The 17,241-nt window shown below is 71.5% G+C and carries 18 protein-coding genes; 4 read left to right on the top strand and 14 right to left on the bottom strand.

The features are described from left to right. Positions 1 to 18: 18 nt before the first annotated feature. The 6 genes from RIU97_RS27020 to hrcA all read right to left on the bottom strand — a co-directional run bounded on the left by RIU97_RS27020 (position 19) and on the right by hrcA (position 5,525). Positions 19 to 924, bottom strand: coding sequence for a ribonuclease Z (locus RIU97_RS27020; RefSeq protein ID WP_404960171.1), 906 nt, complete (start codon positions 922 to 924; stop codon positions 19 to 21). A 3-nt stretch (positions 925 to 927) separates the two neighbouring features. After that, positions 928 to 1,287 (bottom strand): histidine triad nucleotide-binding protein, encoded by a 360-nt coding sequence (locus RIU97_RS27015; protein WP_365477027.1) that lies wholly within the window; start codon positions 1,285 to 1,287, stop codon positions 928 to 930. 96 nt (positions 1,288 to 1,383) lie between these two features. Further along, positions 1,384 to 2,127 (bottom strand): 16S rRNA (uracil(1498)-N(3))-methyltransferase, encoded by a 744-nt coding sequence (locus RIU97_RS27010; RefSeq protein WP_404960170.1) that lies wholly within the window; start codon positions 2,125 to 2,127, stop codon positions 1,384 to 1,386. Beyond that, positions 2,124 to 3,215 (bottom strand): nitronate monooxygenase, encoded by a 1,092-nt coding sequence (locus RIU97_RS27005; protein ID WP_404960169.1) that lies wholly within the window; start codon positions 3,213 to 3,215, stop codon positions 2,124 to 2,126. The genes RIU97_RS27010 and RIU97_RS27005 overlap by 4 nt, the downstream gene beginning before the upstream one ends. 156 nt (positions 3,216 to 3,371) lie before the next feature. Next, a complete protein-coding gene (gene dnaJ, locus RIU97_RS27000) occupies positions 3,372 to 4,508 on the bottom strand; it encodes a molecular chaperone DnaJ (RefSeq protein ID WP_327413967.1) in 1,137 nt (378 codons plus the stop codon). Next, complete coding sequence (hrcA, locus tag RIU97_RS26995) at positions 4,509 to 5,525, bottom strand: heat-inducible transcriptional repressor HrcA (protein WP_404960168.1); 1,017 nt, start codon at positions 5,523 to 5,525, stop codon at positions 4,509 to 4,511. 147 nt (positions 5,526 to 5,672) lie between these two features. Between hrcA and RIU97_RS26990 the strand changes: the two genes are divergently transcribed. Continuing rightward, the gene (locus RIU97_RS26990) at positions 5,673 to 6,398 is read left to right on the top strand and encodes an MBL fold metallo-hydrolase (RefSeq protein ID WP_404960167.1); all 726 of its coding nucleotides are present in this window, start codon (positions 5,673 to 5,675) and stop codon (positions 6,396 to 6,398) included. A gap of 28 nt (positions 6,399 to 6,426) precedes the next feature. After that, the gene (locus RIU97_RS26985) at positions 6,427 to 7,230 is read left to right on the top strand and encodes a DUF3097 domain-containing protein (RefSeq protein WP_404960166.1); all 804 of its coding nucleotides are present in this window, start codon (positions 6,427 to 6,429) and stop codon (positions 7,228 to 7,230) included. 1 nt (position 7,231) lies between these two features. Here the strand turns inward: RIU97_RS26985 and RIU97_RS26980 are convergent, their stop codons facing one another. The 5 genes from RIU97_RS26980 to lepA form a co-directional block, all read right to left on the bottom strand. Then, positions 7,232 to 7,369: a hypothetical protein gene (locus RIU97_RS26980; RefSeq protein ID WP_404960165.1), complete on the bottom strand. Its 138-nt coding sequence runs from the start codon at positions 7,367 to 7,369 to the stop codon at positions 7,232 to 7,234. A 25-nt stretch (positions 7,370 to 7,394) separates the two neighbouring features. Further along, positions 7,395 to 7,628 carry a Uma2 family endonuclease gene (locus RIU97_RS26975; protein ID WP_404960164.1) on the bottom strand — a complete coding sequence of 78 codons (234 nt, stop codon included), beginning with the start codon at positions 7,626 to 7,628 and terminating at the stop codon, positions 7,395 to 7,397. A gap of 256 nt (positions 7,629 to 7,884) precedes the next feature. Next, positions 7,885 to 9,117 carry a radical SAM family heme chaperone HemW gene (hemW, locus tag RIU97_RS26970; protein WP_404960163.1) on the bottom strand — a complete coding sequence of 411 codons (1,233 nt, stop codon included), beginning with the start codon at positions 9,115 to 9,117 and terminating at the stop codon, positions 7,885 to 7,887. Positions 9,118 to 9,364: 247 nt separating this feature from the next. After that, a complete protein-coding gene (locus RIU97_RS26965) occupies positions 9,365 to 11,254 on the bottom strand; it encodes an AMP-dependent synthetase/ligase (protein ID WP_404960162.1) in 1,890 nt (629 codons plus the stop codon). Between the two features lie 234 nt (positions 11,255 to 11,488). After that, positions 11,489 to 13,354, bottom strand: a complete 1,866-nt coding sequence (lepA, locus tag RIU97_RS26960; protein WP_404960161.1) for a translation elongation factor 4 — start codon at positions 13,352 to 13,354, stop codon at positions 11,489 to 11,491. A 198-nt stretch (positions 13,355 to 13,552) separates the two neighbouring features. On the opposite strand from lepA, the gene rpsT reads away from it, so the two are divergent. Further along, positions 13,553 to 13,819, top strand: a complete 267-nt coding sequence (rpsT, locus tag RIU97_RS26955) for a 30S ribosomal protein S20 (RefSeq protein WP_327413974.1) — start codon at positions 13,553 to 13,555, stop codon at positions 13,817 to 13,819. 237 nt (positions 13,820 to 14,056) lie between these two features. Here the strand turns inward: rpsT and RIU97_RS26950 are convergent, their stop codons facing one another. Continuing rightward, positions 14,057 to 14,848 (bottom strand): N-acyl homoserine lactonase family protein, encoded by a 792-nt coding sequence (locus tag RIU97_RS26950; RefSeq protein ID WP_404960160.1) that lies wholly within the window; start codon positions 14,846 to 14,848, stop codon positions 14,057 to 14,059. A 181-nt stretch (positions 14,849 to 15,029) separates the two neighbouring features. Further along, on the bottom strand, positions 15,030 to 16,022 hold the full coding sequence (gene holA / locus RIU97_RS26945; protein ID WP_404960159.1) for a DNA polymerase III subunit delta: 993 nt from the start codon (positions 16,020 to 16,022) through the stop codon (positions 15,030 to 15,032). A gap of 76 nt (positions 16,023 to 16,098) precedes the next feature. Between holA and RIU97_RS26940 the strand changes: the two genes are divergently transcribed. Continuing rightward, positions 16,099 to 16,341, top strand: a complete 243-nt coding sequence (locus RIU97_RS26940) for a hypothetical protein (RefSeq protein WP_404960158.1) — start codon at positions 16,099 to 16,101, stop codon at positions 16,339 to 16,341. A 14-nt stretch (positions 16,342 to 16,355) separates the two neighbouring features. Here RIU97_RS26940 and RIU97_RS26935 read toward each other — a convergent pair whose 3' ends face one another. Continuing rightward, complete coding sequence (locus RIU97_RS26935; RefSeq protein ID WP_404960157.1) at positions 16,356 to 17,237, bottom strand: YceI family protein; 882 nt, start codon at positions 17,235 to 17,237, stop codon at positions 16,356 to 16,358. Between the last annotated feature and the right edge of the window lie 4 nt (positions 17,238 to 17,241).

Below are 17,241 nucleotides of genomic sequence, written 5' to 3'. Positions count from 1 at the left end.
CGCACATCACGTACACGTTCAGCCCCGCTTGGGCAGCGGAACGCGCACCAGGTCCTCCGCCACCGTCAGCTCACCCTCGAAGCCCGCCGCCCGCGCTTGCCGTTCGAACTCGGACGGGTCCGTGTAGCGCTGCGAGAAGTGCGTCAGCACGAGGTGCCGGACGCCCGCGTCCCGCGCCACCCGCGCCGCCTGGCCCGCCGTGAGGTGCCCGTGGTCGGTGGCCAGCCGCTCGTCCTCGTCGAGGAAGGTCGACTCGATCACGAGCATGTCGCAGCCCTCGGCGAGCGCGTACACCCCGTCGCAGAGCCGGGTGTCCATGACGAAGGCGAACCGCTGCCCGCGCCGGGGCTCGCTGACCTCGTCCAGCGTCACCTCGCCGAGCCGCCCGTCGCGCTGGATCCGGCCCACGTCCGGCCCCTTGACGCCGTGCCGTGCGAGCAGCTCCGGCACCATGCGGCGCCCGTCGGGCTCGGTGATCCGGTAGCCGAACGACTCCACCGGGTGCGAGAGCAGCCGGGCCTCCAGGACGTACGTGGCCCCCTGCGCCAGCGGCCCGTCCACGGTCACCGGTTCCTCGCGCAGCGGGACGGTCTCGCGGTAGGCCGTGGCGTACCGCAGCCGGTCGAAGAACTTCTGCCCGGAGGCCGGGTAGTGCGCGGTGACGGGGTGCGGGACCTGGTCGAGGTTGATCCGCTGGATCACCCCGGCCAGCCCGAGGCTGTGGTCACCGTGGAAGTGGGTGACACAGATCCGGTTGATGTCGTGCGCGGCGACCCCGGCCCGCAGCATCTGCCGCTGCGTGCCCTCGCCCGGATCGAAGAGGATGCCCTCGCCGTCCCAGCGCAGCAGGTAGCCGTTGTGGTTGCGGTGGCGGGTGGGCACCTGGCTGGCGGTGCCCAGCACCACGAACTCTCGTACGGACACGTGCTATCCGGGGGGCCACTGGAGGCCACGGCCGCCGATGACGTGCGCGTGCGCGTGGAAGACGGTCTGGCCGGCGCCGGAGCCGGTGTTGAAGACGACGCGGTAGCCGTGGTCGACGATCTTCTCGTCGAGGGCGATCTGGCCGGCCTCGCGCAGTATGTCGGCGGCGACGGCCGGCTCGGCGGCGGCGAGGGAGGCCGCGTCGGGGTAGTGCACCTTGGGGATCACGAGCACGTGCGTGGGCGCCTGCGGGTTGATGTCCCGGAAGGCGACCGTGGTCTCGGTCTCGCGGACCACGGTCGCGGGGATGTGCCCCTCGACGATCTTGCAGAACAGGCAGTCGGCCTGCGGTTCCCCGGCCATTGCTGAGCCTCCCGTGACGTTGATCGGTCCGGGCATCGTATCCAGCCCGGGGCCGCCCGGGGGCGGTGCCCGACCAACAGGGGCCGGTCGACGGCGTCAGGCCCAGCGGCCGGTGCGGGCCAGCAGGACCGCCGTGGCCGCGGTGCCGGCCGTGGAGGTGCGCAGGACGGAGCGGCCCAGGCGGTGGGGACGGGCCCCCGCCGCGGCGAAGGCCGCCAGCTCCTCCGGGGAGACCCCGCCCTCCGGGCCGACCACCAGGACGACGGAACCCGAGGAGGGGAGCGCGGCCGTGGCCAGGGCCTCGGAGGGGGTGTCGCGGTCCTCGTGCAGGACCATCGCCAGGTCGGCTTCGGCCAGCAGCGCCGCGACCTGCTTGGTGGACATGGCCTCGGCCACCTCCGGGAAGCGGACCCGGCGGGACTGCTTGCCCGCCTCCCGGGCGGTGGCCCGCCACTTGGCCAGGGACTTGGCACCCCGGTCGCCGCGCCACTGCGTGATGCAGCGCGAGGCCTGCCAGGGCACGATCGCGTCCACGCCGGTCTCGGTCATGGTCTCGACGGCCAGCTCACCGCGGTCCCCCTTGGGCAGGGCCTGCACCACGGTGATGCGGACCTCCGGTTCCGGTTCCAGCCCGGCCGAGGACACCGACACGACGAGGCGGTCCTTGCCCTCCGCGGCCTTCACGACCGCCTCCGCCCAGCCGCCCCGGCCGTCGGTCAGGACCACCGCCTCGCCGGGGTTCAGCCGTTTCACGGACACCGCGTGCCGGCCCTCCGGGCCGTCCAGGACGAACTCCGGCCCCGCGGGGACCTCTTCGACCACGAACACCGGGGCGGTCATGACGCACTCCTCATCTGCATTGCCTTCAACGTGCTCTGTGCCTCGGCCAGTTCGGCCGCCAGCACCTCCACCAGTTCCCCCGCCGGCAGCGCCCGCGCCAGCCGGTGCCCCTGGCCCGCCCACAGGGCCATGCCCTGCGCGTCCCCGGCCGCGGCGGCCGCCCTGCGCAACCCCGAGGTCAGGTGGTGGACCTGCGGGTAGGCGGCCGGGGCGTACGGCCCGTGCTCCCGCATGAACCGGTTGACCAGCCCCCGCGCCGGCCGCCCGGAGAACGCCCGGGTCAGCTCGGTCCGGACGAACAGCGGGTCGGTCAGCGCCTTCTTGTGCACGGGGTCCGCGCCCGACTCGGGACAGGCCAGGAAGGCCGTCCCGAGCTGCGCCGCCTCGGCTCCCGCCGCCAGCAGCGCCGCGATCTGCGAGCCGCGCATGAGGCCGCCCGCCGCGATGATCGGGAGGGCCACGGCCTCCCGCACCTGGGCCACCAGCGCGAGCAGCCCCACGGCAGCCGTGCCGTCGGCCTGGGGGTCGTCGCGGTGGGTGCCCTGGTGACCACCCGCCTCGACCCCCTGGACGCACACGGCGTCGGCCCCCGCCTGCTGGGCGGCACGGGCCTCCTCGACGGAGGTCGCCGTGACGACCGTGTACGTACCGGCCTTGCGCAGGGCGGCGAGGGCCGCGGAGGAGGGACAGCCGAAGGTGAACGAGACGACCGGCACCGGGTCTTCGAGGAGGATGGCGAGCTTGGCGTCGTAGCCATCGTCGCTGGTGCCGATGATGTCCTCCTCGGCGAGCGAGATCGCGTACCAGCTCGCCTCACCGGCCAGCTGCCCCCGGTACGCCTCCACGGCGGCCGGATCCACGAAACCGGTCTGCGGCAGGAGGAGGTTGACGCCGAAGCGGCGCCGGGTCAGGGCCCGCACCTGCTTGATCTCCTGGTACATCCCGTCGGCGGTCTTGTACCCACCGGCCAGGAAGCCCAGCCCGCCCGCCTCGCACACGGCGGCGACGAGCGGCGGACAGGAGGCGCCGCCCGCCATGGGAGCCTGCACGATCGGGTAAGGGGAGAGACCGTTCGGCGCGGAGGACATGGACTGCATCGTGCCATGTCCCGCTCATGGGGCCGAATCATGGCATTCGCCTGGCATAGTCCGCTTCCCGACCCGGTCACGGGCCCCCGCGGGGCCCATGCGAAGAGCCCGGCAGGGAATCCCCTGGCCGGGCTCTCGGCGGTGTCCGCCGGTCGCTCAGCGACCGTTGAACGCGTCCTTCAGGCGGCTGAACAGCCCCTGCTGACCTGGCGCGAACTGGCCCATCGGCCGCTCCTCGCCGCGCAGCTTCGCCAGCTGGCGCAGCAGGTCCTCCTGCTGGGCGTCCAGCTTGCCCGGGGTGGTGACCTCGACGTGGACGATCAGGTCGCCGCGCCCGCCGCCGCGCAGGTGGGTGACGCCGCGCCCGTGGAGCGGGATCGCCTGTCCGGAGCCGGTGCCGGGCCGGATGTCGATCTCCTCCAGGCCGTCCAGCGTCTCCAGCGGGCACTTGGTGCCCAGTGCGGCCGCCGTCATCGGGATCGTCACCGTGCAGTGCAGGTCGTCCCCGCGCCGCTGGAAGGTCGGGTGCGCCAGCTCGTGGATCTCCACGTACAGGTCGCCGGCGGGGCCGCCGCCGGGGCCGACCTCGCCCTCGCCCGCGAGCTGGATCCGGGTGCCGTTCTCGACGCCGGCCGGGATCTTGACCGTGAGGCTGCGGCGGGAGCGGACCCGTCCGTCGCCCGCGCACTCGGGGCACGGGGTCGGGACCACGGTGCCGAAGCCCTGGCACTGCGGGCAGGGCCGCGAGGTCATGACCTGACCGAGGAAGGACCGGGTGACCTGTGAGACCTCACCGCGGCCACGGCACATGTCACACGTCTGCGCGGAGGTGCCGGGAGCGGCGCCCTCGCCGGAGCAGGTGGTGCAGACGACGGCCGTGTCGACCTGGATGTCCTTGGTCGTCCCGAAGGCCGCCTCGTCCAGCTCCAGGTCCAGGCGGATCATTGCGTCCTGGCCGCGCCGGGTCCGCGAGCGCGGGCCGCGCTGCTGACTCTGGCCGAAGAAGGCGTCCATGATGTCGGAGAAGTTGCCGAAGCCACCCGCCCCGAAGCCGCCCGCGCCGCCGCCGCCCGAGGAGGACAGCGGGTCGCCGCCGAGGTCGTAGACCTGCTTCTTCTGCGGGTCCGAGAGGACCTCGTAGGCGGCGTTGATCTCCTTGAAACGCTCTTGCGTCTTGGGATCGGGGTTCACATCCGGGTGCAGCTCGCGCGCGAGCCGACGGAATGCCTTCTTGATCTCGTCCTGCGATGCGTCGCGGCGCACGCCGAGAACGGCGTAGTAGTCCGTGGCCACTTACGACTCCGCCAGGATCTGTCCGACGTAACGTGCCACTGCGCGTACCGCTCCCATCGTTCCGGGGTAGTCCATGCGGGTCGGTCCGACCACGCCGAGTTTGGCGACTGTTTCGCCGCCCGAACCGTAACCGACGGAGACGACGGACGTGGAGTTCAGTCCCTCGTAGGCATTCTCATGCCCGATCCGTACGGCCATTCCCGACTCGTTGGCCTCGCCGAGCAGCTTGAGGAGCACGACCTGCTCCTCCAGCGCCTCGAGCACCGGCCTGATCGTCAGGGGAAAATCGTGTCCGAAGCGGGTGAGATTGGCGGTGCCGCCGATCATCAGCCGCTCTTCGGCTTCCTCGACCAGGGTTTCGAGGAGGGTGGAGAGCACGGTGGAGACGGTGCCCCGGTCCTCGGCGTCGAAGGATTCGGGCAGGTCCTGGACGAGCGGGGGCACATCGGTGAAGCGCCGTCCGACGACCCGGCTGTTGAGCCGGGCCCGCAGGTCGGCGAGCGAGGCCTCGCTGAAGGGGCTCGGGCAGTCGATGAGCCGCTGCTCGACCCGTCCGGTGTCCGTGATCAGTACGAGCATCAGGCGCGCGGGAGCGAGCGAGAGCAGCTCCACGTGCCGGACGGTCGAGCGGGTCAGGCTCGGGTACTGGACGACCGCGACCTGCCGGGTGAGCTGCGCGAGCAGTCGCACCGTGCGGCCGACGACGTCGTCGAGGTCGACGGCGCCGTCGAGGAAGTTCTGGATGGCCCGGCGCTCGGGCGTCGACAGCGGTTTGACCCCCGCCAGCTTGTCGACGAAGAGGCGGTAGCCCTTGTCGGTGGGGATCCGGCCGGCGCTGGTGTGGGGCTGGGCGATGTAGCCCTCGTCCTCCAGCACGGCCATGTCGTTGCGCACGGTCGCGGGCGAGACGCCGAGCCGGTGCCGCTCGGTGAGCGCCTTGGAGCCGACCGGCTCCTCCGTCCCGACGTAGTCCTGGACGATGGCGCGCAGCACTTCGAGTCTGCGTTCGCTGAGCATCGCGCGCACACCTCCAGCTGTGGTCCGTTGCCGTGTTCTGCCGTGTCGGTTGGCACTCTGGCCGTTCGAGTGCCAGAGACCCCCGCTCAGTGTACGGCCGGGCGGTAAGCCCCTGGCAAGGGAGGCCCGCCAGGGTAGCGTCGCCGCATGGACGTGCGTTGGGAAGAGGAAGACTGGGAACGGCTGACCGGACGGGCCGGCCGGCGACGGCTGCCGGTGTGGGACTGCACCGTGGGACTGGTGGTGGGGGACGAGTCGGTGCTCCTGATCGACCCCGGTTCGTGTGTCCGGGAGGGCGCTCAGGTGCGGGCCGAGGCGGAGCGGCTGACGGGCCGGCGCGTGACCCATATCGCATTCACGCACGGCCATTTCGATCACGTCCTGGGCGGGGCGGCCTTCTCCGGGGCCGAGGTCTTCGGTGCGGTCGGGCTGGACGCGCTGCTCTCGACGGGCCGTGAGGAGCTGCGCGGGGACGCGGTGCGCCACGGCCTGGCGGAGGCGGAGGCGGCCGAGGCGGTGGACCTGCTGGTGGTGCCGAAGCACTTGGTGTCCGGGGAGTGGACGCTGGACCTGGGCGGGTTGCAGGTGCTGCTGGCCAATGTGGGGCCCGGCCACACCGGGCACGACCTGGCCGTCTTCGTGCCGGGCGAGCGCGAGGTGGTCTTCTGCGGGGACCTGGTCGAGGAGTCGGGCGAGCCCTTGGCGGGCCCGGACGCCACTCCCGGGCAGTGGCCCGCCGCCCTGGACCGGCTGCTGTCGCTGGGCGGGGACGACGCACTGTACGTGCCGGGTCACGGAGCGGTGGTCACGGCGGGCTTCGTCCGTGCGCAACGCGCCACACTGGCAGCCCGTTTCGGCGTGTCGGAGACATGACGCGGGCGGCTCTCCTACTGTCGGCCGGATGCGCGAGTACTCCCCCGACCTGACCCCGCAGTGGAAGCGCCCCAAGGCAGTGCCGGAGGTGGCGGCCGAGCCCGATCTGGTGGTCGAGGTGGCGGGTACGGACTTCTGCGGCGCGGTGGTGGCCTGCGAGGCGGGCACGGTGACCCTGGAGGACCGCTTCGGCAGGCGCCGGGTGTTCCCGATGGAGCCCCGGGCGTTCCTGCTGGAGGGCGCGGTGGTCACCCTGGTCCGCCCGCCCCGGGGCCCGTCCGCGCCGGCCCGTACGGCCTCGGGCTCGATCGCCGTTCCGGGCGCCCGGGCCCGGGTGGCCCGGGCGGGCCGCATCTACGTCGAGGGCCGGCACGACGCGGAGCTGGTGGAGCGGGTCTGGGGTGACGACCTGCGGATCGAGGGCGTGGTGGTGGAGTACCTGGAGGGCATCGACGACCTGCCGGCCGTCGTCGCGGACTTCGCCCCGGCCCCGGACGCCCGGCTGGGGATCCTGGTGGACCATCTGGTGCCGGGCTCGAAGGAGTCCCGTATCGCGGCGTCGGTGACCTCGCCGGACGTCCTGGTCGTGGGCCACCCGTACGTGGACGTCTGGCAGGCCGTGAAGCCCTCCGCGCTGGGCATCCCCGCGTGGCCGGTGGTCCCGCGCGGCCAGGACTGGAAGACGGGCATCTGCCGGGCCCTGGGCTGGCCGGAGAACACGGGCGCCGCCTGGCAGCACATCCTGTCCCGGGTGACGTCCTACAAGGACCTGGAGCCCACCCTGCTGGGCCGCGTCGAGGAACTGATCGACTTCGTCACGGCACCGGTCTGAGCTACGGCAGGGTGCCGAAGTCCGCGGTGTCGAGCGTGACACCGAGGACGTCGAGCGGGACCGGTTCACCGAACTTGCTGGTCCGCTCGGTCCGGTAGTCGGCTTCTTCTCCGGCGCCGAAGGGTTCGGTCAGCACCACGCACTTGGCCTGGAAGGGTCGATGATCAAAAATAGGTGGGGATGCCGCCCGCCGCGCAGGTGGAGCGCTTCGTCACGTAGTCGCGCAGCTTGCTGGTCTTGGAGACGACCTCGACCACCATCGCCAGAGCTGGGGCGGGCACCAAACGGCCCGACTCGGGCGCTGCCTCGGCCGGCAGGACCACGAGGTCCGGCTGCGGCTCGGACGACTCCGCCGGCATGTCCACGTCCTGCGTCTGGAGCGGGTACCAGCGTCCCACGGGAATCTGCCGCTGGACGAACAGGACGATCAGGGATTACGTCGGGCCCCGCCAGCATCACGATTTCCCCCTGAGGACCTCAACCTTGACCCCCTCGGGAGCCTCGAAGCTCTCGAGGTACTCGGTCATCCGGCGATCGTCCACAGCGGTCACCTCCGTGCCCTCCACTTCTGCCGCCGGGTATGCGACAGAAGGCTACGAACGGGTTAGTAGGCCGCGCCTGGCCTCGTTCGCGGCGATTCGCTCCGTGGAGTGATCAGTCCACCAGGTCCCGGACCACCGCGTCGGCCAGCAGCCGGCCGCGCAGGGTGAGGACGGCCCGCCCGGCCTCGTACGGCGCGGCGTCCAGCAGCCCGTCCGCGAGGGCCTTGCGGGAGGCCGCCAGCCCGGCCGGGGCCAGCAGGGACAGCGGGACGCCGTCCACCAGGCGCAGCTCCAGCAGGATCCGCTCGACCCGCCGGTCCTCCTCGGAGAGGAGCTCCCGCCCAGCGCCCGGGGACCGTCCCTCCGCCAGCGCGGCGGCATACGCTCCCGGGTGCTTCACGTTCCACCAGCGGACCCCGCCCACGTGCGAGTGCGCGCCCGGCCCCGCGCCCCACCAGTCGGCGCCGCGCCAGTACAGCTCGTTGTGCAGGCAGCGCCCGGCCTCCGAGGTGGCCCAGTTCGAGACCTCGTACCAGGAGTACCCGGCCCCGGCCATGACCTCGTCCGCGATCAGATAGCGGTCCGCGTGCACGTCGTCGTCCGTCATCGGGACCTCGCCCCGGCGGATCCGCCGGGCCAGCTGCGTGCCCTCCTCCACGATCAGCGCGTAGGCGCTGATGTGGTCCGGGCCCGCCCCGAGCGCCGCGTCCAGCGAGGCCCGCCAGTCCTCGTCCGACTCCCCCGGCGTCCCGTAGATCAGGTCGAGGTTGACGTGCTCGAAGCCCGCGGCCCGCGCCTCCGCGACGCAGGCCTCCGGGCGGCCCGGCGTGTGGGTGCGGTCCAGCACCTTCAGGACGTGCTGCTTCGCGCTCTGCATGCCGAAGGAGATCCGGTTGAAGCCCCCGGCGCGCAGCTCGGCCAGGTACTCCGGGTTCACGGACTCCGGATTGGCCTCGGTGGTGATCTCCGCGTCCTCGGCCAGGCCGAACTCGTCCCGGATCGCCGCGAGCATCCGTACGAGGTCCCCGGCCGGCAGCAGCGTGGGCGTACCGCCGCCCACGAACACCGTCCGGACGCCCCTCGGGTCGTCCCCGAGGACCTTTCGCGCGAGGCGGACCTCGTCGATCAGGGTGTCGGCGTAGTTGTCCCGGGAGGCGAGCACGCCTCCGGTGCCCCGCAGCTCGGTGGCCGTGTAGGTGTTGAAGTCGCAGTACCCGCAGCGCGTGGCGCAGTACGGGACGTGCAGGTAGAACCCGAGCGGCCGCTCCCCCGCGCCCGCCAGGGCATGTGACGGCAGCGAGCCGTCTTCGGGCATGGGTTCACCGTCGGGCAGTGCGGAAGGCATGACCCCATTCTCGCGCACCCCACGCACACCTCAGCCCCGCCGGCACCATCCCGGCCGGGCCGGAGCCGATCCAGCCCCGCCGGCGTTTGAGGCCCGGGGTCTGGGGCGGAGCCCCGGGAAGCGGCCCGCAGGGAGGCACGTCTCCGCAGCCCCGGGGGCCGGAGGCCAAGGCCCGGGCCCCGCCAGGGAGCGGCGGGGTCCGCGGGGCGGCCCGGACGGCCCCGCCCCGCCGAGCCCGCGGCAGGCGCTACGCCTCGCGCGACCCCTCGTACATCTCCTCGATCAGGTGCTTGAACTCACGCTCGACCACCGGCCGCTTCAGCTTGAGGCTGGGCGTCAGGTCCCCGTGCTCGACGTCGAGGTCACGCGGCAGCAGCCGGAACTTCTTGATCGTCTGCCAGCGCTGGAGGCCCTCGTTCAGGGTCTGTACGTACGTCTCGATCAGGCGCTCGGTCTCCGGCGCGGCCAGGACCTGTCCGTACGTCTTGCCCTCCAGCCCGTTGTCGGCCGCCCAGGTGAGGATCGACGGCTCGTCGAGGGCGATCAGGGCCGAGCAGAAGTTCCGGTCGGCGCCGTGCACGACGATGGTCGACACGTACGGGCAGATCGCCTTGAACTGGCCCTCGATCTCCGCCGGGGCGACGTACTTGCCGCCCGAGGTCTTGATCAGGTCCTTCTTGCGGTCGGTGATGCGCAGGTAGCCGTCGGCCGACAGCTCGCCGATGTCGCCCGTGTGCAGCCAGCCGTCGGACTCGAGGACCTCGGCGGTCTTCTCCGGCTGCTGGTGGTAGCCCTGCATGATGCCGGGGCCGCGCAGCAGGACCTCGCCGTCGTCGGCGATGCGGACCTCGGTGCCGGGGAGCGGCTTGCCGACGGTGCCGGTGCGGTAGGCCTCGCCCGGGTTGACGAAGGAGGCCGCGCTGGACTCCGTCAGGCCGTAGCCCTCCAGGATGTGGATGCCCGCGCCGGAGAAGAAGTAGCCGATCTCGGGTGCCAGCGCGGAGGCGCCGGAGACGGCGGCGCGCAGGTTGCCGCCGAAGGCCTCGCGGAGCTTGGAGTAGACGAGCGCGTCGGCGATCTTGTGCTTGGTGGTGAGGCCGAAGGGGGCGCTCGCCTGGCCGGTGCGGCGGAAGTTGTCCTGGGTGACCTTGGCGTATTCGCGGGCGACGCCGACCGACCACTGGAAGATCTTGTACTTGGCGCCGCCGGCGGCGCGGGCCTTGGCGGCCACGCCGTTGTAGACCTTCTCGAAGATGCGCGGAACGGCGGCCATGTAGGTGGGCTGCACGATCGGCAGATTGTCGATGATCTTGTCGATCCGGCCGTCGACGGCGGTCACGTGCCCGGCCTCGATCTGACCGGAGGTCAGCACCTTGCCGAAGACGTGCGCCAGCGGCAGCCACAGGTACTGGACGTCCTCCCGGCCGATCAGGCCGGTGGCGACCATGGCCTTGGCCATGTACGACCAGTTGTCGTGCGGCAGCCGCACGCCCTTGGGTCGGCCGGTGGTGCCGGAGGTGTAGATGAGGGTGGCGAGCTGGTCGGAGGTGATGGCCGAGACCCGCTCCTTGACCGCCTCGGGGTGCTTGACGAGGTACTCCTTGCCGCGCGCCTCCAGCTCGGCGAGCGAGAGCACCCAGCCCTCGGGGTCGCCGTCGGCGGCGACCGCGTCCGCGGCCTCCAGGACCACGACGTGCGCCAGCTTCGGCAGGTCGGCGCGGCGCTCGCGCGCCTTCGCCAGCTGCTTGGCGTCCTCGGCGATGAGCACCCGGCTCTCGGAGTCCGCGAGGATGAAGGCCGACTCGTCCGCGTTGGTGCTGGGGTAGACGGTGGTGACCGCGCCGCCCGCGCACATCACGCCGAGGTCGGAGAGGATCCACTCGACCCGGGTGTTGGAGGCGAGCGCGACGCGCTCCTCCGTCTGCAGGCCGAGGGAGATCAGCCCGGCGGCGATGGCGAAGACCCGCTCGGCCGCCTGGCCCCAGCTGAGCGACTTCCAGTCGTCGGCGCCCTGGCCGCCGGCCGCGGGCACCGGGAACCGGTAGGCCTCCGCGTTCGGCGTCGCTGCGACGCGCTCAAGGAAGAGCACCGCCACGGTGGGCGGGCGGTTCTCGAGATAGGCCTGTGTGTCGCTCACGACATCCTCCGGACCGATCCACGCGGCAGTGCGTGGGCGTGGGGCGCTTGGGGGCGCTGGGGACTGGCGGGTTTGAGACGTACCAGCTTGTGACTGGCGAGTAACCATCGAGCAGTGATCAGACTAAAGCCCGTCCGGCGCCTGCGTAAGAGCTCGCGAGCGGCCGGTTCATAACGAAACAGGCCCCCGCGCCGGAGCGTGGGGGCCTGATTCCGTCGGGTGGCGCCGGCGTCGCTACTTCTTCTTGCCGCCGGACTCGTCGCTGGACAGGACGGCGATGAAGGCCTCCTGCGGGACCTCCACGGAGCCGACCATCTTCATCCGCTTCTTGCCTTCCTTCTGCTTCTCCAGCAGCTTCCGCTTACGGGAGATGTCACCGCCGTAGCACTTGGCGAGGACGTCCTTGCGGATCGCGCGGATGGTCTCGCGGGCGATGACGCGCGAGCCGACGGCCGCCTGGATCGGGATCTCGAAGGCCTGCCGCGGGATGAGCTCGCGCAGCTTGGCGACGAGGCGCACACCGTAGGCGTAGGCGGCATCCTTGTGCGTGACGGCGGAGAAGGCGTCGACCTTGTCGCCGTGCAGCAGGATGTCGACCTTGACCAGTCCGGAGGCCTGCTCGCCGGTGGGCTCGTAGTCGAGGGAGGCGTAACCGCGCGTCTTGGACTTCAGCTGGTCGAAGAAGTCGAAGACGATCTCCGCGAGCGGGAGCGTGTAGCGGATCTCGACCCGGTCCTCGGAGAGGTAGTCCATCCCCAGGAGGGTGCCGCGGCGCTGCTGGCAGAGCTCCATGATCGCGCCGATGAACTCGGAAGGCGCGAGCAGGGTGGCCCGGACGACCGGCTCGAACACGTCCGAGATCTTGCCCTCGGGGAACTCGCTCGGGTTGGTGACGGTGACTTCCTTGCCGTCCTCCATGACCACCCGGTAGACCACGTTGGGCGCGGTGGCGATCAGGTCGAGGCCGAATTCGCGCTCCAGGCGCTCGCGGACCACGTCCAGGTGGAGCAGGCCGAGGAAGCCGACGCGGAAGCCGAAGCCGAGCGCCGCCGAGGTCTCCGGCTCGTAGACGAGCGCGGCATCGTTGAGCTGCAGCTTGTCGAGGGCCTCGCGCAGGTCCGGGTAATCCGAGCCGTCGAGCGGGTACAGGCCCGAGAAGACCATCGGCCGCGGGTCCTTGTAGCCGCCGAGCGCCTCGGTGGCGCCGTTGTGCAGGCTGGTGATGGTGTCACCGACCTTGGACTGACGGACGTCCTTCACGCCGGTGATGATGTAGCCCACCTCGCCGACGCCGATGCCGTCGGACGGGGTCATCTCCGGCGAGGAGACGCCGATCTCCAGCAGCTCGTGGGTGGCGCCGGTGGACATCATCCGGATGCGCTCGCGCTTGTTGAGCTGGCCGTCGACGACACGGACGTAGGTGACCACGCCGCGGTACGAGTCGTAGACCGAGTCGAAGATCATCGCGCGGGCCGGGGCGTCCTTGGGGCCGACCGGGGCCGGAACCGTGGCGACGATCTTGTCGAGCAGCGCGTCGACACCGAGACCGGTCTTCGCCGAGACGCGCAGCACGTCCTCCGGCTGGCAGCCGACCAGGTTCGCGAGCTCCTCGGCGAACTTCTCCGGCTGGGCGGCCGGCAGGTCGATCTTGTTCAGGACCGGGACGATCGCGAGGTCCTTCTCCATCGCCAGGTACAGATTGGCGAGGGTCTGCGCCTCGATGCCCTGGGCGGCGTCCACCAGGAGGACCGTGCCCTCGCACGCGGCGAGGGAGCGCGAGACCTCATAGGTGAAGTCGACGTGCCCGGGGGTGTCGATCATGTTGAGGATGTGGGTGCTGCCCTGACCCTCGCCCGTGGTGGGCGCCCAGGGCAGTCGGACCGCCTGGGACTTGATCGTGATGCCGCGCTCACGCTCGATGTCCATGCGGTCGAGGTACTGGGCGCGCATCTGCCGCTGGTCGACCACACCGGTGAGCTGGAGCATCCGGTCGGCAAGGGTCGACTTGCCGTGGTCGATGTGCGCGATGATGCAGAAATTGCGGATCAGCGCCGGGTCGGTACGGCTCGGCTCGGGCACGTGGCTGGGGATCGCGGGCACGCAGTGTCCTGATTCTCGGTCGCAGTCGGAACTCGGAACGAAGTCTGAGTCCTCCCATGGTCCCATGGACGGGGCAGTGCGCTCGGTTTGGGCCGCCAGGAGCGTGGCTGGTAGCCTGGGCAGCTGTGTCTCGTATGCCCTCTCAGCTGTCGAGGCACAATCCGAAGAACAAAACTCTGAACCTGAAAAGGCTCTTTCGTGGCGAACATCAAGTCCCAGATCAAGCGGAACAAGACGAACGAGAAGGCGCGCCTGCGCAACAAGGCCGTCAAGTCCTCGCTCAAGACCGCGATCCGCAAGGCCCGCGAGGCCGTCGTCGCCGGTGACGTCGAGAAGGCCACCGTGGCTTCTCGCGACGCCGCGCGTGCGCTCGACAAGGCTGTCTCGAAGGGTGTCATCCACAAGAACGCCGCCGCCAACAAGAAGTCGGCGCTGGCGATCAAGGTTGCCTCCCTCCAGGGCTGAGCTCTCGATGTGAATCGCCGGTAAGGACCCAGCGGGCCCTCTCTTCCGCTCCTTCACCGGCACACCGCGCCGCACGCGGCCTGCGTTCGCCACGCGGGTGCGGCGCACCCATGCAGTGACCGAAGGCCCCGGCCTCCACCCTTCCCCAGGGTGGCGACCGGGGCCTTCGCGTTACCCGCTGACCGCGGCGGCACGCTGATCACGGCGCGCTCCGCACAGGGGAACGGCGGCTCCCCTCTAGTCCCAGAACTCGCCGTCGTGCGGCAGGGCCGCGAAATGGCCGGGGTCGTGGGAGAGGAACACCGGGATGCCGGCCCGGGACAGCGCGCGCAGTCGCCCGTGGCTGAGCAGCTTCTCCTCGATGTTCCAGTCGCTGGGCATGGGCACGTTCCGGTCCAGGCCCTCCTGGAGGTGCGCGGCGTCGCCCATGAGGCCGATCCGTCCGTAGTTCTCGAGGTCCAGGACGACGCCCTGGTGACCGGGCGTGTGGCCGGCGGTGTGCAGGAGGGTGAGCGTTCCGTCCTGGAACAGGTCCATGTCACCCCGGAGCTCGAGGAACTCGTAGTCCCGGCTGCCCGCGTAGTCGTTGAAGGCGTAGCCCCGGGCGGTCCAGCGGTCCGGCCACCAGGCGTGACGCAGCTCCTCGTGCTGGACCACGTGCACGGCGTGCGGGAAGTAGGTCATCCCTCCGGCGTGGTCGAGGTGCAGGTGGGAGTAGACGACGTACCTGACGTCCCCGAGCCGGTAGCCGAGCCGCTCCAGCTGCGCGTCGACGGCGTGCGCCCGGGTGAACCCCTCGGCGCCGTAAGCAGCTCGCAGCCCCGGACCCCAGTGGGCCTCGGCGGCCTCGGGATCCGCCACGCGGTGGTTGATCCCCGTGTCGAAGAGGACCAGTCCGTGAGTGGCGTGCTCTATGACGGCCACGGTCGAGGGCACGGTGACCATGCCTTCGGCCCCGTACAGGAGGCCGCTCTTCGGCATGGAGAAGGGCCCGGCGTTCACCGTCGTCACCCGCAGTCTGCCGGCCACGGCACCTCCCTCTCGCCCACCGGGACACCGCTTCCGTCCGATGGTGGAGGCGGCCTGACCGGCGATTTCCCCGTGTCCAGGCTAACCCTGGCGCGACGGCCCCACGCGCCGACGGCAGGCGGGCAGGCGGCAGGCGGCAGGCCGTATCCGCGGGCCCGACAGGATCCGGAGAAGGAGCGGCCTAGCGGCGCTGCGGGCGGGCCGCTCGGGCCACCGCCACGACCGCCTTCTCGAGGGCGTACTCGGGGTCGTCGCCGCCGCCCTTGACCCCCGCGTCGGCGGCGGCCACGGCGCGCAGGGCGTCCGCGACGCCGTCCGCCGACCAGCCCCGCATCTGCTGGCGGACCCGGTCGATCTTCCACGGCGGCATGCCCAGGTCCCTGGCGAGGTCGCCGGGGCGGGCTCCGCGCGGGGCGGAGGCCAGCTTGCCGATCGCGCGCACCGCCTGGGCCAGGGCGCTGGTGATCAGGACCGGCGCCACCCCGGTGGACAGGGACCAGCGCAGGGCCTCCAGGGCCTCGGCCGCACGCCCCTCGACCGCCCGGTCGGCGACCGTGAAGCTGGAGGCCTCGGCCCGGCCGGTGTAGTAGCGGCCGACCACGGCCTCGTCGATGGTGCCCTCGACGTCCGCGCACAGCTGGGCCGCCGCACTCGCCAGCTCCCGCAGGTCGCTGCCGATCGCGTCGACCAGGGTCTGGCAGGCCTCCGGCGTCGCCGCCCGCCCCAGCGCGCGGAATTCGCCCCGCACGAACGAGAGCCGGTCGGCGGCCTTCGTCATCTTCGGGCAGGCGATCTCCCGCGCGCCGGCCTTCCGCGCCGCGTCCAGCAGGCCCTTGCCCTTGGCCCCGCCCGCGTGGAGGAGGACGAGGATGATCTCCTCGTAGGGCGCGTCGAGGTAGGCCTTGACCTCCTTGACCGAGTCCGCGGACAGGTCGTGCGCATTGCGCAGGACCAGCACCTTGCGCTCGGAGAAGAGCGAGGGACTCGTCAGCTCGGCCAGCGTGCCGGGCTGGAGCTGCTCGGAGGCGAGGTCGCGGACGTCCGTGTCGGCATCGGCGGCTCGGGCGGCCGCCACCACCTCCCGCACGGCACGGTCGAGCAGCAGTTCCTCCTGCCCCACCGCGAGGGTGAGCGGGGCGAGCGGATCGTCGGTGGGGTTCTTCCTGGTGGCCATCGCCTCCAGCATCCCATGCCGCACTGACAGCCCCCCGCGCCGCGGCCACCCTCACCGGATACTCGAGAATGGTCGCGTGAACGTGCGACATGTACTCGTCCTGCCCGACCGCGACACCGCCGAGGAGGTGGCTCAGGAGGCCGTGGACCGCTTCGGCCTCCCGGAGGAACCGCAGTTGGTCCGCGACGCGCTGGCCGGCGAGGACGACGCCGAGGACGCCCAGTGGCTGGTGGTCGTCGAGGACCCGCAGGAACGGCTCGACGCCACCTCGCTGGACGACCTCGCCGCCGAGTACGAAGGCTGGCTGGAAGCCCCTTAAAGGAGCGTCCGGGATCAGGCCTTGTGCACGATCTGGACGTCCAGCGTCACGTCCACGCTCGTACCGATCGCCGCGATCCCGTGCGCCAGCACCGACTGCCAGTTCAAGGTGAAGTCCTCGCGGTTCAGTTCGGCGGTGGCCCGGCAGGCGGCCCGCGGCTCGCCCTCCAGGCCGGTGCCGAGACCCAGGTACCGCGTGTCCAGGGTGACGGAACGGCTGACCCCGTGGAGGGTCAGGGCGCCCGCCACCGCCCAGCGGCTGCCACTGCGGTGGATGAACCGTTCGCTGTAGAACTCCACCGTGGGGTACCGGACCGCGTCCAGGAAGTCCCCCGACCGCAGGTGGTCGTCGCGCAGCCGCACCCCGGTGTCGATGCTCGCCGCATCGATGATCACGTGCATGGAGGAGTCCTCCATGCGCTCGGCGATCCGTACCGCTCCGGCGAACGTGTTGAACCGGCCGCGGATCCGGGCCATCCCGATGTGCCGGGCCGTGAAGGCGATGGAGGAGTGCGTCGGGTCGAGCTCCCAGTGCCCGGGCTGCGGGAGCAGCGGAGGCTCCACCGCGTCGAGGATGATTTCCCCCGTGCCCGGCTGCGCCGGGTCCCCCACGAGCGTCGCCCCGTGGAACGGCGTGTACCCCTCGGCGGTGACCGAGAGCCGGTACTCCCCCTCCGGCACGGCCGCCGTGAAACCGCCGTACGGGTCGGTCTCCCCGCTGACGATCCGGCGCCCGATCGGGTCGGTCACCTCGAACGTGGCCTGTCTGATCGGCTGGTGGACCGTGTCGAGAACCCGGCAGCTGAGCAGACCCGCCGTCGGTGGCAGCGTCAGTGTCGCGGATGTGTGCGGGCTGGAACTTCCGGCCGTATCCATCCCCCGTCGGCGACCGAACATGGCT

The organism is Streptomyces sp. 147326, from assembly GCF_045000215.1.
Classification (GTDB): domain Bacteria; phylum Actinomycetota; class Actinomycetes; order Streptomycetales; family Streptomycetaceae; genus Streptomyces.
The sequence above is the reverse complement of the archived record's forward strand: the minus strand, read 5'-3'. Positions and strand labels throughout refer to the sequence as shown.

Bases quoted from the DNA above. Each gene is read 5' to 3' on its own strand.
- RIU97_RS27010 (WP_404960170.1), bottom strand. From the start codon at position 2,127: ATGACCGCCCCGGTGTTCGTGGTCGAAGAGGTCCCCGCGGGGCCGGAG.
- RIU97_RS27015 (WP_365477027.1), bottom strand. From the start codon at position 1,287: ATGGCCGGGGAACCGCAGGCCGACTGCCTGTTCTGCAAGATCGTCGAG.
- hrcA (WP_404960168.1), bottom strand. From the start codon at position 5,525: ATGCTCAGCGAACGCAGACTCGAAGTGCTGCGCGCCATCGTCCAGGAC.
- holA (WP_404960159.1), bottom strand. From the start codon at position 16,022: ATGGCCACCAGGAAGAACCCCACCGACGATCCGCTCGCCCCGCTCACC.
- RIU97_RS27005 (WP_404960169.1), bottom strand. From the start codon at position 3,215: ATGTCCTCCGCGCCGAACGGTCTCTCCCCTTACCCGATCGTGCAGGCT.
- hemW (WP_404960163.1), bottom strand. From the start codon at position 9,117: ATGCCTTCCGCACTGCCCGACGGTGAACCCATGCCCGAAGACGGCTCG.
- RIU97_RS26990 (WP_404960167.1), top strand. From the start codon at position 5,673: ATGGACGTGCGTTGGGAAGAGGAAGACTGGGAACGGCTGACCGGACGG.
- RIU97_RS26985 (WP_404960166.1), top strand. From the start codon at position 6,427: ATGCGCGAGTACTCCCCCGACCTGACCCCGCAGTGGAAGCGCCCCAAG.
- RIU97_RS26935 (WP_404960157.1), bottom strand. From the start codon at position 17,237: ATGTTCGGTCGCCGACGGGGGATGGATACGGCCGGAAGTTCCAGCCCG.